This is a genomic window from Enterobacter chinensis, from assembly GCF_034008295.1.
In the GTDB taxonomy this organism is placed as follows: Bacteria; Pseudomonadota; Gammaproteobacteria; order Enterobacterales; family Enterobacteriaceae; genus Enterobacter; species Enterobacter chinensis.
This window is the reverse complement of the sequence record NZ_JARDVI010000011.1, coordinates 1-15,641: the sequence shown is the minus strand read 5'-3', so window position 1 is coordinate 15,641 and position 15,641 is coordinate 1. Positions and strand designations below refer to the sequence as shown.

16 protein-coding genes are annotated in these 15,641 nt (G+C 54.9%); 12 read left to right on the top strand and 4 right to left on the bottom strand.

What is annotated here, in order from left to right; translation table 11 throughout:
• The first annotated feature begins 1 nt into the window (after position 1).
• The 6 genes from ubiJ (at position 2) to tatD (ending at position 4,716) form a co-directional block, all read left to right on the top strand.
• Positions 2-607: a ubiquinone biosynthesis protein UbiJ gene (ubiJ, locus tag PYW49_RS22810; RefSeq protein WP_320387624.1), complete on the top strand. Its 606-nt coding sequence runs from the start codon at positions 2-4 to the stop codon at positions 605-607.
• The gene (ubiB, locus tag PYW49_RS22805; RefSeq protein ID WP_134348971.1) at positions 604-2,244 is read left to right on the top strand and encodes a ubiquinone biosynthesis regulatory protein kinase UbiB; all 1,641 of its coding nucleotides are present in this window, start codon (positions 604-606) and stop codon (positions 2,242-2,244) included. The genes ubiJ and ubiB overlap by 4 nt, the downstream gene beginning before the upstream one ends.
• 74 nt (positions 2,245-2,318) lie before the next feature.
• Positions 2,319-2,573 (top strand): Sec-independent protein translocase subunit TatA, encoded by a 255-nt coding sequence (tatA, locus tag PYW49_RS22800; protein WP_320387622.1) that lies wholly within the window; start codon positions 2,319-2,321, stop codon positions 2,571-2,573.
• Positions 2,574-2,576: 3 nt separating this feature from the next.
• Positions 2,577-3,119, top strand: coding sequence for a Sec-independent protein translocase protein TatB (gene tatB / locus PYW49_RS22795; protein WP_134348973.1), 543 nt, complete (start codon positions 2,577-2,579; stop codon positions 3,117-3,119).
• Between the two features lie 2 nt (positions 3,120-3,121).
• Positions 3,122-3,892 (top strand): Sec-independent protein translocase subunit TatC, encoded by a 771-nt coding sequence (tatC, locus tag PYW49_RS22790; RefSeq protein ID WP_008501520.1) that lies wholly within the window; start codon positions 3,122-3,124, stop codon positions 3,890-3,892.
• 41 nt (positions 3,893-3,933) lie between these two features.
• Complete coding sequence (gene tatD, locus PYW49_RS22785) at positions 3,934-4,716, top strand: 3'-5' ssDNA/RNA exonuclease TatD (protein ID WP_320387619.1); 783 nt, start codon at positions 3,934-3,936, stop codon at positions 4,714-4,716.
• Here tatD and rfaH read toward each other — a convergent pair.
• Positions 4,713-5,204, bottom strand: a complete 492-nt coding sequence (rfaH, locus tag PYW49_RS22780; RefSeq protein ID WP_320387617.1) for a transcription/translation regulatory transformer protein RfaH — start codon at positions 5,202-5,204, stop codon at positions 4,713-4,715. The genes tatD and rfaH overlap by 4 nt on opposite strands.
• A gap of 170 nt (positions 5,205-5,374) precedes the next feature.
• On the opposite strand from rfaH, the gene ubiD reads away from it, so the two are divergent.
• Both ubiD and fre read left to right on the top strand, forming a co-directional pair.
• A complete protein-coding gene (ubiD, locus tag PYW49_RS22775) occupies positions 5,375-6,880 on the top strand; it encodes a 4-hydroxy-3-polyprenylbenzoate decarboxylase (protein ID WP_166790934.1) in 1,506 nt (501 codons plus the stop codon).
• A 30-nt stretch (positions 6,881-6,910) separates the two neighbouring features.
• Positions 6,911-7,612, top strand: a complete 702-nt coding sequence (gene fre / locus PYW49_RS22770; RefSeq protein WP_134348977.1) for an NAD(P)H-flavin reductase — start codon at positions 6,911-6,913, stop codon at positions 7,610-7,612.
• 182 nt (positions 7,613-7,794) lie between these two features.
• Here the strand turns inward: fre and fadA are convergent, their stop codons facing one another.
• Together fadA and fadB are read right to left on the bottom strand one after the other, a co-directional pair.
• Entirely contained in the window at positions 7,795-8,958 is a 1,164-nt protein-coding gene (fadA, locus tag PYW49_RS22765; protein ID WP_320387616.1) for an acetyl-CoA C-acyltransferase FadA, read from the bottom strand.
• A 9-nt stretch (positions 8,959-8,967) separates the two neighbouring features.
• Positions 8,968-11,157 carry a fatty acid oxidation complex subunit alpha FadB gene (fadB, locus tag PYW49_RS22760; protein ID WP_320387615.1) on the bottom strand — a complete coding sequence of 730 codons (2,190 nt, stop codon included), beginning with the start codon at positions 11,155-11,157 and terminating at the stop codon, positions 8,968-8,970.
• A gap of 190 nt (positions 11,158-11,347) precedes the next feature.
• On the opposite strand from fadB, the gene pepQ reads away from it, so the two are divergent.
• Genes pepQ through hemG form a run of 4 tightly spaced genes read left to right on the top strand, consistent with a single transcriptional unit; the run spans position 11,348 to position 15,340 of the window.
• Positions 11,348-12,679 carry a Xaa-Pro dipeptidase gene (pepQ, locus tag PYW49_RS22755; RefSeq protein WP_134348984.1) on the top strand — a complete coding sequence of 444 codons (1,332 nt, stop codon included), beginning with the start codon at positions 11,348-11,350 and terminating at the stop codon, positions 12,677-12,679.
• Positions 12,679-13,293, top strand: coding sequence for an IMPACT family protein (locus PYW49_RS22750; RefSeq protein ID WP_320387613.1), 615 nt, complete (start codon positions 12,679-12,681; stop codon positions 13,291-13,293). Before pepQ ends, PYW49_RS22750 begins: the two co-directional genes overlap by 1 nt.
• Positions 13,294-13,332: 39 nt before the next feature.
• On the top strand, positions 13,333-14,784 hold the full coding sequence (gene trkH, locus PYW49_RS22745) for a Trk system potassium transporter TrkH (RefSeq protein WP_023309600.1): 1,452 nt from the start codon (positions 13,333-13,335) through the stop codon (positions 14,782-14,784).
• A 10-nt stretch (positions 14,785-14,794) separates the two neighbouring features.
• On the top strand, positions 14,795-15,340 hold the full coding sequence (gene hemG / locus PYW49_RS22740; RefSeq protein ID WP_059385436.1) for a menaquinone-dependent protoporphyrinogen IX dehydrogenase: 546 nt from the start codon (positions 14,795-14,797) through the stop codon (positions 15,338-15,340).
• A gap of 70 nt (positions 15,341-15,410) precedes the next feature.
• On the opposite strand, the gene PYW49_RS22735 is transcribed toward hemG, so the two are convergent.
• A partial coding sequence (locus PYW49_RS22735; RefSeq protein ID WP_320387612.1) for a hypothetical protein occupies positions 15,411-15,641 on the bottom strand: 231 nt, incomplete at its 5' end.

Sequence of the window (15,641 nt, the reverse complement as noted above, 5' to 3'; positions counted from 1 at the left end):
CGTGCCCTTTAAACCCTTAGTCTCCGCAGGCATCGAGAATGTACTGAATGCTTTTCTGTATCGCGCTCCGGCGCTGAAAGCCGCACGTCAGCGGTTGAACGGAAAGGTATTACGTATTGTTTTAAAAGAGTTCTCGACGCCGCTTGTGCTGGTCTTCAGCGAACGCCAGCTTGACGTTCTGGGGGAGTGGGAAGGTGAAGCCGACTGCTCGGTCATCACGCACATGAGCGTGCTGCCAAAACTGCGCGATCGGCAACAATTAACGGCGCTTATCCGCAGCGGTGAACTGGAAGTGGAGGGCGACATTCAGGTCGTGCAGAACTTCGTTGCGCTCACCGATCTGGCAGAGTTCGATCCGGCAGAACTGCTCGCGCCCTTCATCGGCGACATTGCCGCCGAAGGCATCGGGAAAGTCCTTCATGGCGGAGCGTCCTTTGCACGCAAAAGCTTTCAACGTCAGCAACGCTATACGGCGGAAGTGCTGACGGAGGAGTGGCGAATGGCCCCCGGGTCACTGGAAGTTGCGTGGTTTGCGGAAGAGACCGCTGCTACTGAACGTGCGGTTGACGCGTTAACCAAACGGCTGGAAAAACTGGAGGGCAAATGACGCCTGGTGAAATTCGGCGCCTCTATTTCATTATTCGTACCTTTTTGAGCTACGGGCTCGATGAGCTTATCCCCAGAATGCGTATTACGCTGCCGCTTCGCATCTGGCGGCGGATGCTGTTCTGGATGCCCAATCGCCATAAAGGTCAGCCGCTGGGCGAGCGTCTGCGCCTGGCGCTGCAGGAACTTGGTCCGGTGTGGATTAAGTTCGGACAGATGCTCTCGACCCGCCGCGATCTCTTCCCGCCTCTGATTGCTGATGAGCTCGCGATGCTGCAGGATCGCGTCGCACCGTTTGACGGCGCGCGCGCGAAAAAGCAAATTGAAGAGGCGATGGGAAATATTCCCGTCGAGAGCTGGTTTGACGATTTCGATATTCAGCCACTGGCGTCGGCCTCTATCGCACAGGTGCACACCGCGCGTCTGAAAGAAAACGGCAAAGAAGTCGTTATTAAAGTCATTCGTCCGGACATCCTGCCCATCATCAAAGCAGACATGAAGCTGATTTATCGTCTGGCGCGCTGGGTGCCACGCTTGCTGCCGGACGGGCGTCGTCTGCGTCCGATGGAAGTGGTGCGGGAATATGAAAAAACGCTGATTGATGAGCTTAACCTGCTGCGCGAATCGGCAAACGCCATTCAGCTGCGTCGTAACTTTGAAAACAGCCCGATGCTCTATGTACCTGAAGTCTATTCTGACTACTGCAGCCAGAACATGATGGTGATGGAGCGTATTTACGGTATTCCGGTTTCGGATGTGGTGGCCCTGGAAAAACAGGGAACGAACATGAAGCTGTTGGCCGAACGTGGCGTACAGGTCTTCTTTACCCAGGTGTTCCGCGACAGCTTTTTCCATGCGGACATGCACCCAGGCAACATCTTCGTGAGCTACGAACACCCTGAAGATCCTAAGTATATCGGTATCGACTGCGGGATTGTGGGGTCGCTGAATAAAGAAGATAAACGCTATCTGGCTGAGAATTTCATCGCTTTCTTCAACCGCGACTACCGCAAAGTGGCCGAGCTGCACGTCGATTCCGGCTGGGTTCCACCGGACACCAACGTCGAAGAATTCGAGTTTGCGATCCGAACCGTTTGCGAACCGATTTTTGAAAAACCGCTGGCGGAAATCTCCTTCGGGCACGTGCTGTTAAACCTGTTCAACACCGCTCGCCGCTTTAATATGGAAGTTCAGCCGCAGCTAGTTTTACTTCAGAAAACATTACTTTACGTTGAGGGTGTAGGCCGACAGCTCTATCCTCAGTTAGACTTGTGGAAGACCGCGAAACCTTTCCTGGAATCCTGGATTAAGGATCAGGTTGGCATTCCGGCGCTGGTGCGCTCGCTGAAAGAGAAAGGCCCGTTCTGGATAGAGAAAATGCCTGAAATTCCTGAACTGGTTTATGACAGTTTGCGTCAGAGCAAGAACCTTCAACACAGTATGGATAAAATCGCCCGCGAGCTTCAGTCCAGCCGCGTTCGTCAGGGACAGTCACGCTATCTCTTTGGGATTGGCGCAACGCTGCTGCTGAGCGGTACGCTGCTGCTGATCAACCGTCCGGACTGGCAGATGATGCCCGCCTGGCTGATGGCTGGCGGAGCTGTTGTCTGGCTGGTCGGCTGGCGAAAAACGCTCTGAGTTCGTCGCCTTCGACGGGCCGCATACGTATAATGCGGCCTGACTAATTAATCATCTATTCCTGAGGAACATGTATGGGTGGTATCAGTATCTGGCAATTGTTGATCATTGCCGTCATCGTTGTGCTGCTGTTTGGCACCAAAAAGCTCGGTTCTATTGGTTCCGATCTGGGCGCGTCTATCAAAGGCTTCAAGAAAGCGATGAGCGATGATGAGAGTAAGCAGGATAAAACCAGCCAGGACGCTGACTTTACTGCTAAATCCATCTCCGACAAGCAAGAAGAAGCCAAAAAGGAAGAAGCCAAAAGCCACGATAAAGAGCAGGTGTAAGCCGTGTTCGATATTGGTTTTAGTGAGCTGTTGCTGGTCTTTGTGATTGGCCTGATCGTGTTGGGGCCGCAGCGTCTGCCGGTGGCAGTGAAAACCGTTGCGGGCTGGGTGCGTGCGCTGAGATCGCTGGCATCGACCGTTCAGAATGAGTTGGCTCAGGAGCTTAAGCTGCAGGAATTTCAGGAAAGCCTGAAAAAGGTTGAGAAGGCGAGCATGGATAACCTGACGCCGGAACTGAAAGCCTCAATGGATGAACTGCGTGAAGCGGCGGAATCCATGAAGCGCTCTTACAGCGTCAACGATCCTGAAAAAGCGAGCGATGAAGCGAACACCATTCATAACCCGGTGGTGAAGGGCAGCGAGGAGCAGCGTGAGGGCGTAACGCCAGCCAGCGCTGAACATCAGGCTGCCGCGCCGGAACAGACGCCGCAGGAAACCGAAGTGAAAAAACAGGCGCAGCCGGAAGACCCCGTGATAAAAGTGGCGGAGACGAAGCCCGTTGCACCTGTTTCCGAATCATCCCCCTCGTCGAGTGATAAAGCGTAAACATGGCAGTAGATGATACTCAACCGCTCATTACGCACCTCATTGAGCTGCGTAAGCGCCTGTTAAACTGCATTATTGCGGTTCTTGTTATTTTTCTATGCCTGGTCTATTTCGCCAACGATATCTACCAGGTTGTCTCTGCACCGTTGATTAAGCAGATGCCGCTGGGCGCAACGATGATTGCGACGGACGTGGCTTCTCCGTTCTTTACCCCCATTAAGCTTACCTTTTGGGTATCGCTGATTGCCTCTGCGCCGGTCATTCTGTATCAGGTCTGGGCATTTGTGGCGCCGGCCTTGTATAAGCATGAACGTAAGCTGGTGATCCCGCTGCTGGTCTCCAGCTCCTTGCTGTTTTATATCGGCATGGCGTTTGCCTATTTCGTTGTCTTCCCGCTGGCCTTCGGCTTCCTGACGCACACCGCACCGGAAGGGGTTCAGGTGTCGACGGATATCGCCAGCTACCTCAGTTTTGTGATGGCGTTGTTTATGGCGTTCGGCGTGGCATTCGAAGTGCCGGTGGCCATTGTGCTGCTTTGCTGGGTAGGGGTAACCACGCCAGATGACCTGCGTAAGAAGCGTCCGTATATCCTGGTAGGCGCATTTGTGGTCGGTATGCTGCTGACACCGCCGGATGTTTTCTCGCAGACGCTGCTGGCCATACCGATGTACTGCCTGTTTGAGGTCGGCGTATTCTTCTCGCGTTTCTATGTGGGTAAAGGGCGTCGATCGGATGACGAAGACGATACGTCCGACAAGACCACTGAAGAGTAAAACCAGCCGCCCGTCAGGGCGGTTGTTATATGGGGATTAGCATGTTTGATATCGGACTCAACCTGACCAGCTCGCAGTTTGCGAAAGATCGCGATGAGGTGGTTGCGCGTGCTTTTGACGCTGGCGTAAAAGGACTGTTGCTGACGGGGACCAACCTGCATGAAAGCGAGCAGGCACAGCAGCTGGCGCAACGCTACGATCGTTGTTGGTCTACCGCTGGCGTGCATCCTCATGACAGCAGCCAGTGGGCCCCGGCTAGTGGCGAAAACCTGTACAGGCTCGCGAAGACGCCAGACGTTGTGGCTATCGGCGAATGCGGTCTCGATTTCAACCGTAACTTTTCTACGCCTGAAGAGCAGGAAAGGGCTTTCACTGCCCAGCTTGCACTGGCGGCAGAGCTTGAAATGCCCGTATTTATGCACTGCCGTGACGCGCATGAGCGTTTCCTGGCACTTCTGGATCCGTGGCTGGAGAAACTGCCCGGCGCGGTGCTGCACTGCTTTACCGGCTCCCGGCAGGAGGCGCTGGATTGCCTGATGCGAGGGCTTTATCTGGGCATTACGGGCTGGGTTTGCGATGAGCGCCGCGGGCTTGAGCTTCGGGAACTGTTACCGGCGATCCCGGCTGACCGGTTGCTCTTTGAAACCGATGCGCCTTATCTGCTGCCGCGCGATATGAAACCCAAACCGGCATCACGGCGAAATGAGCCCGCCTGGCTGGGGCACATTGTTGAGAGCGTAGCGAAGTGGCGCGGAGAGGATCCGCAATGGCTTTCCGCGCAGACGGATGACAACGTGCGTGCTCTGTTCGGGATACGTTTTTAAACTTTGCGGAAGTCGGTGTTTTTAACGCTCTGAAGCACCTGCTTGTTCAGCAGATTGAGCAACAGCATGGAGCGTGCTTCACCGTCCGGTTCGGCAAAAATCGCCTGCAGACCTTCGAAAGCACCTTCTGTAATAACAACGCAATCGCCCGAGTAAGGGGTTTCCGGGTCGGTGATCCCTTCAGGCTGTTGATAAATTGATAGCTGATGAATGACCGTCGACGGAACCGTTGCCGGATGGGCACCAAAACGGACAAAGTGGCTGACGCCGCGCGTTGCGCTGATGGTGGTAGTGTGGATGACTTCCGGATCGAACTCCACGAACAGATAGTTCGGGAATAACGGCTCACTTACGGTTGTGCGCTTCCCGCGCTGCATCTTTTCAAGCGTGATCACGGGCGTCAGGCAATTTACAGACTGACGTTCAAGATGTTCCTGCGCGCGCTGAAGTTGCCCGCGTTTGCAATACAGTAAATACCAGGCCTGCATAATCACTCTTTCCCTTAGTTCGGGGCGCAAGCATATCAAAACCCTGGCGGGATCGCTAAGTTGATTATAATGGGGGAAAACGGAACAGAACGCATAAGTTCACGCTTGTTTAACAAAATTACAGCATCAAGCAGGCTTACGCCGTATAATGAAGCGCTTACAGAGAGGCCATGATTAACTGCATGAAATACCACGATCTCCGCGACTTCCTGACGCTGCTGGAAAAGCAGGGTGAACTCAAACGCATTACACTTCCTGTTGATCCTTATCTGGAGATGACAGAAATAGCTGACCGCACCCTGCGTGCCGGTGGCCCCGCCTTACTGTTTGAAAATCCGAAAGGGTACTCCATGCCGGTGTTGTGCAACCTGTTTGGTACACCACGTCGTGTCGCACTGGGGATGGGGCAGGAGGATGTCACGGCGCTGCGTGAAGTGGGTAAACTGCTGGCGTTTCTGAAAGAGCCGGAGCCACCTAAAGGCTTCCGCGATCTGTTCGACAAACTGCCGCAGTTTAAGCAGGTGCTGAACATGCCCACCAAACGCCTGCGTGGCGCACCGTGCCAGCAGAAAGTGCTGGAAGGCGATGCGGTTGATCTGACCAAAATCCCTATCATGCAGTGCTGGCCTGAAGATGCCGCTCCGCTGATCACCTGGGGGCTTACCGTTACGCGCGGCCCGCACAAAGAGCGTCAGAATCTGGGTATTTACCGCCAGCAGTTAATTGGCAAAAATAAGCTCATCATGCGCTGGCTGTCGCATCGCGGCGGCGCACTCGATTTCCAGGAGTGGTGTGCTGCGCATCCGGGTGAACGTTTCCCGGTGTCTGTCGCGCTAGGTGCCGATCCGGCCACCATTCTCGGGGCGGTAACGCCCGTACCGGATACGCTCTCTGAATATGCGTTTGCAGGCCTGCTGCGCGGGACCAAAACGGAAGTCGTGAAGTGTATCTCTAACGATCTCGAAGTCCCGGCCAGTGCAGAAATTGTGCTGGAAGGTTACATTGAGCAGGGGGAACTGGCACCGGAAGGCCCCTACGGTGATCACACCGGCTATTACAACGAAGTGGATAACTTCCCGGTGTTTACCGTTACGCACATTACCCAGCGTGAAGATGCGATTTATCACTCCACCTACACCGGACGTCCACCGGACGAACCAGCGGTACTGGGCGTGGCGCTGAATGAAGTGTTTGTGCCCATCCTGCAAAAGCAGTTCCCGGAAATCGTTGATTTTTATCTGCCGCCTGAAGGATGCTCGTATCGCATGGCGGTGGTCACGATGAAGAAACAGTATCCTGGCCACGCTAAACGCGTAATGATGGGCGTATGGTCTTTCCTGCGCCAGTTTATGTATACCAAATTTGTTATTGTCTGCGATGATGACGTTAACGCCCGCGACTGGAATGACGTCATTTGGGCCATTACCACGCGAATGGACCCGGCGCGCGATACGGTGTTAGTCGAAAACACGCCGATAGATTACCTGGATTTTGCCTCGCCGGTTTCCGGCCTTGGCTCAAAAATGGGACTGGATGCCACAAATAAATGGCCTGGCGAAACCGACCGTGAATGGGGTCGCCCGATCAAAAAAGATCCTGCTGTGACCGCGCGAATTGACGCGATCTGGGACGAACTGGCCATAATGAGTAACGGTAAGCCTGGATCTGACCGTTAAGCCCTATAGACTTCCCGACAGAGAGAGCGAATGACAACCTTAAGCTGTAAAGTGACCTCGGTAGATGCCATCACCGACACCGTATATCGCGTCCGTATAGTGCCAGAAGCGCCATTCTCTTTCCGCGCTGGTCAGTACTTAATGGTCGTGATGGATGAGCGTGATAAGCGTCCTTTCTCTATGGCCTCAACGCCAGCAGAGCAGGAATTTATTGAGCTTCATATTGGTGCGTCAGAGCTTAACCTGTATGCGATGGCGGTAATGGATCGGATCCTGAAGGAACGTGAAATCGTGGTGGATATTCCACACGGTGATGCGTGGCTGCGCGATGACGAAGACCGTCCGCTGATCCTGATTGCTGGCGGTACAGGCTTCTCGTATGTGCGTTCTATTCTGTTGACCGCCCTGGCGCGTAATCCAGACCGTGATATCACCATTTACTGGGGTGGCCGCGAAGAGAAACATCTGTACGACCTGTCTGAGCTGGAAGCGCTGAGCGTAACCCATCCTAACCTGCGCATTGAACCGGTGGTTGAACAGCCGGAAGAGGGCTGGCGTGGGCGTAGCGGTACGGTGCTGACGGCGGTACTGCAGGATCATGGCACTCTGGCAGGGCACGACATCTATATCGCTGGCCGCTTTGAGATGGCGAAAATTGCCCGCGATCTGTTCTGTAATGAACGTGACGCGCGTGAAGACCGTCTCTTCGGCGATGCGTTTGCCTTCATTTAAATAAAAAACCCGCCCCTGACAGGCGGGAAGAACGGCAACTAAACTGTCTCTCTTCGCCAATGACGCCATAACTGCGTTGGCTGCGCTCGTTCACCCGAATCACTTACTTGAGTAAGCTCATCGGGATTCGCTCGCTCGCCGCCTTGTTCTGACGTCATTGGCTTTGAGATACTTTTCCTGATTTACACTCTCTCAAACACCGTCGCGATACCCTGACCCAACCCAATACACATCGTTGCCAGACCAAACTGAGCATCTTTGCGTTCCATCAGGTTAATCAGCGTTGTGCTGATACGCGCCCCGGAGCAGCCCAGCGGGTGACCGAGGGCGATCGCGCCGCCGTTGAGGTTAATCTTCTCGTCTACCTGATCCATCAGCCCCAGATCTTTAATGCATGGCAGGATCTGTGCGGCGAACGCCTCGTTCATCTCAAACAGGTCGATATCGCTGGCGGTTAATCCCGCTTTTTTCAGCGCCAGCTTTGAAGCCGGAACCGGACCGTAACCCATGATCGAAGGATCGCAGCCCACGACTGCCATCGAACGTACCCGAGCGCGAGGCGTTAACCCCAGCTCGCGAGCGCGGCTTTCGCTCATCACCAGCATTGCGGCTGCCCCGTCGGACAGCGCCGACGAAGTACCTGCCGTGACCGTACCGGTGACCGGATCAAACGCAGGTCGTAGGGTGGAAAGTGCTTCTACGGTGGTTTCCGGGCGGATCACTTCGTCGTAGCTGAACTGCTTCAGAACGCCGTCAGCATCGTGACCGCCGGTCGGGATGATCTCATTCTTAAAGGCACCGGATTGTGTCGCGGCCCATGCGCGAGCGTGAGAGCGGGCGGCGAAGGCATCCTGCATTTCACGACTGATGCCGTGCAGACGAGAGAGCATCTCAGCGGTCAGGCCCATCATCCCCGCAGCTTTCGCCACGTTACGGCTCATGCCAGGGTGGAAATCGACTCCGTGGCTCATCGGTACGTGACCCATATGCTCCACGCCGCCGACCAGGCAGGCCTGGGCATCGCCGGTCATGATCATACGTGCCGCGTCGTGCAGCGCCTGCATGGATGAACCACACAGCCGGTTAACGGTAACGGCCGAAACTGAATGCGGGATCTCCGCCAGCAGTGACGCATTACGGGCGATGTTGAAGCCCTGCTCCAGGGTCTGCTGCACGCAGCCCCAGTAGATATCGTCGAGCGCAGCAGGATCCAGCGCCGGGTTTCGCGCCAGCAGGCTACGCATAAGATGCGCGGAGAGGTCTTCCGCACGCACGTTACGGAATGCACCGCCTTTTGAACGGCCCATCGGGGTGCGAATCGCATCAACAATGACAACCTTTTCCATTGTGACTCCTTAAGCCGTTTTCAGCTCGCCAACCGGACGGGCTGGCTCAACTGATGGATAATAGGGTTCGTTATGGCGCGCCTTATTGCGCAGCCCTTCCGGCACTTCATACAGCGGGCCGAGGTGCTGATACTGCTGAGCCATATCGAGATAACGGGCGCTGCCGAGCGTGTCCAGCCAGCGGAACGCGCCGCCGTGGAATGGAGGGAAGCCCAGGCCGTACACCAGCGCCATGTCGGCTTCTGCCGGGCTGGCGATGATGCCTTCTTCGAGGCAACGCACCACTTCGTTGATCATCGGAATCATCATTCGGGCGATGATCTCATCGTCGGTGAAGTCGCGTTTCGGCTGACTGACGTCGGCCAGCAGGCCATCCACCACGGCATCTTCTTCTTTCTTCGGTTTACCTTTGCTGTCTTCTTTATAGCGCCAGAAGCCCAGGCCGTTTTTCTGACCGAAGCGGTTGGCGTCGAACAGGGCGTCAATCGCGTCGCGATAATCTTTCTGCATGCGCTGCGGGAAGCCCGCCGCCATGACTGCCTGAGCGTGGTGGGCGGTATCAATACCGACCACATCCAACAGATACGCAGGGCCCATTGGCCAGCCGAACTGTTTTTCCATCACTTTATCGATTTTGCGGAAGTCTGCACCATCGCGCAGCAGCTGGCTGAAACCGGCGAAGTAAGGGAACAGGACGCGGTTGACGAAGAAGCCCGGACAGTCGTTGACCACAATCGGCGTCTTGCCCATTTTGCTCGCCCACGCCACCACTTTGGCGATGGTATTGTCAGAAGTTTTTTCCCCACGGATCACTTCGACCAGCGGCATACGGTGTACCGGGTTGAAGAAGTGCATCCCGCAGAAGTTTTCCGGACGCTTCAGCACGCTTGCCAGCTCGCTGATTGGAATGGTGGAGGTGTTAGAAGCCAGCACGGTCTCAGGACGAACCTTGTCTTCCGTTTCCGCGAGAACTGCTTTTTTGACTTTCGGATTCTCGACGATGGCTTCGACCACCACGTCGACACGGTCGAAACCGCTGTATTCCAGCACAGGCTGGATGGTGGAGATCACACCCGCAAGTTTCAGCCCGTCAATTTTGCCGCGCTCCAGCTGTTTATTCAGCAGCTTGGCCGCTTCGGTCATGCCCAGCGTCAGGGATTTCTCGCTGATGTCTTTCATCACTACCGGCACGCCTTTCCAGGCCGACTGGTAAGCGATGCCGCCACCCATAATGCCAGCGCCGAGTACCGCCGCATGTTTTGGCGTCTCAACGTTTTTGGTCAACTGTTTGGCTTTCCCTTTCACGAACTGATCGTTGAGGAAGATACCGACCAGCGCGCGAGCTTCATTGGTGTGCGCCAGTGGGACAAAACTCTGATTTTCAAGCTTCAGCGCTTCATCGCGACCAAGGCGAGCCGCGGCTTCAATGGTTTTCACCGCCGTGATTGGTGCCGGATAGTGTTTACCTGCCGTCTGCATCACCATGCCTTTGGCGATGGTGAAGCTCATGGTGGCTTCAATCTTACTGAGCTTTAACGGCTCCAGCTTCGGCTGACGTTTGGCTTTCCAGTCGAGATCGCCGTTAATCGCCTGACGCAAAATGGCGACAGCGCCTTCAACAAGTTTCTCTGGTTTAACGACGCCGTCGACCAGGCCAATTTTCTGCGCCTGTTCTGCACCAACATCTTTACCTGCGGCAATAATCTCAAGTGCGCTGTCTGCACCCAGCATGCGCGGCATACGCACGGAGCCGCCAAAGCCCGGCATGATACCCAGCTTCGTTTCCGGCAGGCCAATGCGCAGGTCCGGCGTAGCCAGGCGGTAATCAGTAGCTAACACGCATTCGCAGCCACCGCCCAGCGCGTAGCCGTTAACGGCGGAAATAGTCGGGACGGGCAGATCTTCCAGACGGTTAAAGACGCTGTTCGCAAAGTGCAGCCACTGGCTCAACTGTTCTTCAGGCACCAGGAACAGCGAGAGGAATTCGGTGATATCGGCACCGACAATAAAGGCCGCTTTGTTCGATCGCAGCAGCAGCCCTTTTAATTCAGTTTGTTTTTCAAGTACATCCAGCGCCTGGCCAAGACTGGCCACCGTCGCGGTATCGAGCTTGTTCACTGAGCCGGGGGCATCGAACACCAGTTCGGCAATGCCATCTTCCAGCCAGTTGAGGTACAGGGTGTCGCCTTTGTAAAGCATGTCAGTCTCCTGAATCCAGCAAGTGGATCTGGTCATACCAGATGAAACGGAGTGTGGAATTTATGTTAATAAAATGCAAATTACTCATTAAGAAATTGCTGCATTGATCACGGTCGGTGGAAATCACGCAGCTGGAGAGAGGTGTGCTAAGATGCGATGACTTGAGCTCAAGAAAACGTAAGGATGAATGATGGACTCACTGGCTTCGCTTTATAAAAATCATATCGTTACCCTACAGGAACGTACCCGTGATGTACTGGCGCGCTTCAAGCTGGATGCCCTGCTGATCCACTCCGGCGAGCTGATGAATACGTTTCTTGATGACCATGCTTATCCGTTTAAGGTCAACCCGCAGTTTAAAGCCTGGGTGCCAGTAACCCAGGTGCCAAATTGCTGGCTGCTGGTGGATGGCGTGAACAAGCCGAAACTGTGGTTCTACCTGCCGGTCGATTACTGGCACAACGTTGAACCGCTGCCGACCTCTTTCTGGACGGAAGAAATTGATGTTATTGCGCTGCCAAAAGCGGACGGCATTGGCAGCCAGCTGCCTGCCGCGCGTAGCAATATCGGCTACATTGGTCCGGTTCCGGAGCGAGCCTTAGGTCTGGATATTCCGGCAGACAAACTTAACCCGAAAGGGGTGCTGGATTACCTGCACTATTACCGCGCGTATAAAACCGACTACGAACTTTACTGCATGCGTGAAGCGCAGAAAACGGCAGTGAATGGCCACCGCGCCGCGCACGAAGCGTTCCAGTCGGGTATGAGCGAGTTCGACATCAACCAGGCTTACCTGACCGCGACAGGCCACCGCGATACCGACGTGCCGTACAGCAATATTGTTGCGCTAAACGAGCATGCTTCCGTCCTGCATTACACCAAACTCGATCACCATGTACCGTCTGAGATGCGCAGCTTCCTGCTTGACGCAGGCGCCGAGTACAACGGTTACGCAGCTGACCTTACCCGTACCTGGGCAGCGAATGCGGATACCGATTTCGCGCAGCTGATCAAAGACGTCAACGATGAACAGCTGGCGCTTATTGGCACCATGAAAGCGGGTACCAGCTATGTGGATTACCACATCCAGTTCCATCAGCGCATCGCGAAGCTGCTGCGTAAGCATCAGATTGTGAAAGACATGAGCGAGGAGGCGATGGTCGAGAACGATCTGACCGGGCCATTCATGCCGCACGGTATTGGTCACCCGTTGGGCCTGCAGGTTCACGACGTAGCGGGTTTTATGCAGGATGATACCGGTACGCATCTGGCGGCACCGTCTAAATATCCTTACCTGCGCTGCACACGTATTCTTGAGCCGCGTATGGTGCTGACGATTGAACCGGGGATCTACTTTATCGAATCCCTGCTGGCGCCGTGGCGTGAAGGTCAGTTCAGCAAGCACTTTAACTGGGAAAAAATTGAGGCGCTGAAACCGTTTGGCGGTATTCGCATCGAAGATAACGTAGTGGTTCACGAAAACGGTATCGAGAACATGACGCGAGACCTGAAGCTGGCCTGATGGAAAGCTGGCTGATACCGGCTGAACCGGTCACCTTTGTTGAGGAAATCAAGAAAAGCCGCTTTATTACGCTGCTGGCGCATACCGACGGCGTAGAAGCGGCAAAAGCGTTTGTCGAGTCCGTTCGGGCTGAGCATCCTGACGCACGCCACCACTGCGTGGCGTGGGTGGCAGGGCCGCCGGACGATTCGCAGCAGTTGGGGTTTTCCGACGACGGTGAACCGGCGGGAACGGCCGGTAAACCCATGCTCTCCCAGCTGATGGGCTGCGGCGTGGGTGAGATTACCGCCGTGGTGGTGCGCTACTACGGCGGCATTTTGTTAGGTACCGGTGGGCTGGTCAAAGCGTATGGCGGAGGGGTTCAGCAAGCGCTGAATATACTCATAACCACCCGCAAAACGCCGCTCACCGAATATACTTTACTGTGTGATTACGCCCAGTTATCCGGCATCGAAGCATTGCTGAGGCAGTTTAACGGTGTCATCGCACACAGTGAATATCAGGCAATGGTGCAATTACGCGTGGCGCTTCCTCAGGCGGAACTGGCTGCTTTTTCAGCAAAACTTGCTGATTTTAGTCGTGGTTCGTTGCAATTGCTGCCGATTGAAGAATAATCCCCACCTCACTTTTGAATACCAAAGGAAGCGGCAGAGATGCATTTTCGTGCCATAACCCGAATCGTTGGACTGCTGGTCATACTCTTTTCCGGGACGATGATTCTCCCTGGACTGGTGGCGCTTATCTACCGGGACGGCGCGGGACGGGCATTTACCCAGACCTTCTTTGTCGCGCTGGCGATTGGCTCGCTGCTGTGGTGGCCGAACCGTCGGCAGAAAGGTGAGCTGAAATCTCGCGAAGGATTTCTGATTGTGGTCCTGTTCTGGACGGTGCTGGGAAGCGTCGGTTCGCTGCCCTTTATCTTCTCTGAACAGCCTAACCTCAGCATCACGGATGCCTTTTTTGAATCGTTCTCGGGTTTAACGACGACCGGAGCGACGACGCTGGTAGGTCTGGATTCGCTACCGCACGCCATTCTCTTTTATCGCCAGATGCTGCAGTGGTTCGGTGGTATGGGGATCATCGTCCTGGCCGTGGCCATCCTGCCTATTCTGGGCGTGGGTGGGATGCAGCTCTATCGCGCCGAAATGCCCGGGCCGCTGAAAGATAACAAGATGCGCCCGCGTATTGCCGAGACGGCGAAAACCCTGTGGCTGATTTATGTCTTGCTGACGGTAGCCTGTGCGCTTGCGCTATGGTTTGCCGGGATGCCTGCTTTTGATGCTATCGGACACAGCTTCGCGACGATCGCGATTGGTGGGTTCTCCACTCACGATGCCAGCGTCGGCTACTTCGACAGCCCTACGATAAATACCATCATTGCGATTTTCCTGCTGATCTCCGGCTGTAACTATGGCCTGCACTTCTCTTTACTGAGCGGGCGCAGCCTGAAGGTGTACTGGCGCGATCCGGAGTTCCGCATGTTTATTGGTGTCCAGCTTACGCTGGTCATCATTTGTACCCTGGTGCTGTGGTTCCACGATGTGTATAACTCGGCGTTGACGACCCTGAATCAGGCGTTCTTCCAGGTGGTATCGATGGCGACGACCGCCGGGTTTACCACGGACAGTATTGCGCGCTGGCCGCTGTTCCTGCCGGTGTTGCTGCTGTGCTCTGCGTTTATTGGTGGCTGTGCGGGGTCAACGGGCGGTGGTCTGAAGGTAATTCGTATTCTGCTGCTGTTCAAACAGGGCAACCGTGAGCTGAAACGTCTGGTCCACCCAAACGCGGTCTACAGCATCAAACTGGGTAACCGCGCGCTGCCGGAACGTATCCTCGAAGCGGTGTGGGGATTCTTCTCGGCGTATGCACTGGTCTTTATCGTCAGTATGCTGGCGATTATCGCGACAGGGGTGGATGATTTCTCCGCCTTTGCGTCCGTCGTAGCAACATTGAACAACCTTGGGCCTGGCCTGGGGGTTGTGGCGGATAACTTTGCCAGCATGAACCCGGTCGCGAAATGGATCCTCATCGCCAACATGCTGTTTGGTCGTCTTGAGGTCTTTACGCTGCTGGTGCTGTTCACCCCTACATTCTGGCGCGAGTAAGGAGCCGTTGATGAAAACACTGATTCTTTTCTCTACGCGAGACGGGCAAACGCGTGAGATTGCCGCGTATCTGGCGTCGGAATTAAAAGAGCTGGGTATTTACTCGGATGTGGTAAACCTGAATCGCGCGGAGCAAATTGCCTGGCAGGATTACGACCGCGTGGTGATTGGCGCGTCAATTCGTTACGGGCATTTCCATCCGGCGCTGGATCGCTTTGTGAAAAAGCACACGGCGGTGCTCAATAAATTGCCCGGTGCGTTTTACTCGGTCAATCTGGTCGCGCGTAAAGCCGAGAAGCGTACGCCGCAGACCAACAGCTACACGCGCAAGTTTTTACTCAGCTCGCCGTGGCAGCCAGACCTGTGCGCCGTTTTTGCCGGCGCGCTGCGCTACCCTCGCTATCGCTGGTATGACCGCTTCATGATCCGCCTGATTATGAAGATGACGGGGGGCGAAACCGATACGCGTAAAGAAGTGGTTTATACCGACTGGTCGCAGGTGGCCAGTTTTGCACGGGAAATAGCGCATTTAACGGGCAATTCGCGACTTAAATAAGCGTTAAGTTTGAAAAGTGAGCGAACGAAAAGTTTTTTGTATTTTGTGCTTGTCACACCGGAATAACTCCCTATAATGCGCCTCCACTGACACGGAACAACGGCACACACGCCGCCGGGTCAGCAGAGAAAAGCGAAAATAAACGCTTGACTCTGAGGCGGGAAAGCGTAATATGCACACCCCGCGCCGCTGCGAAAAGCGAAGCGGCACTGCTCTTTAACAATTTATCAGACAATCTGTGTGGGCACTCAAAGTGACATGGATTCTTAATGTCTTCGGACAATAAATGAATACCAAGTCT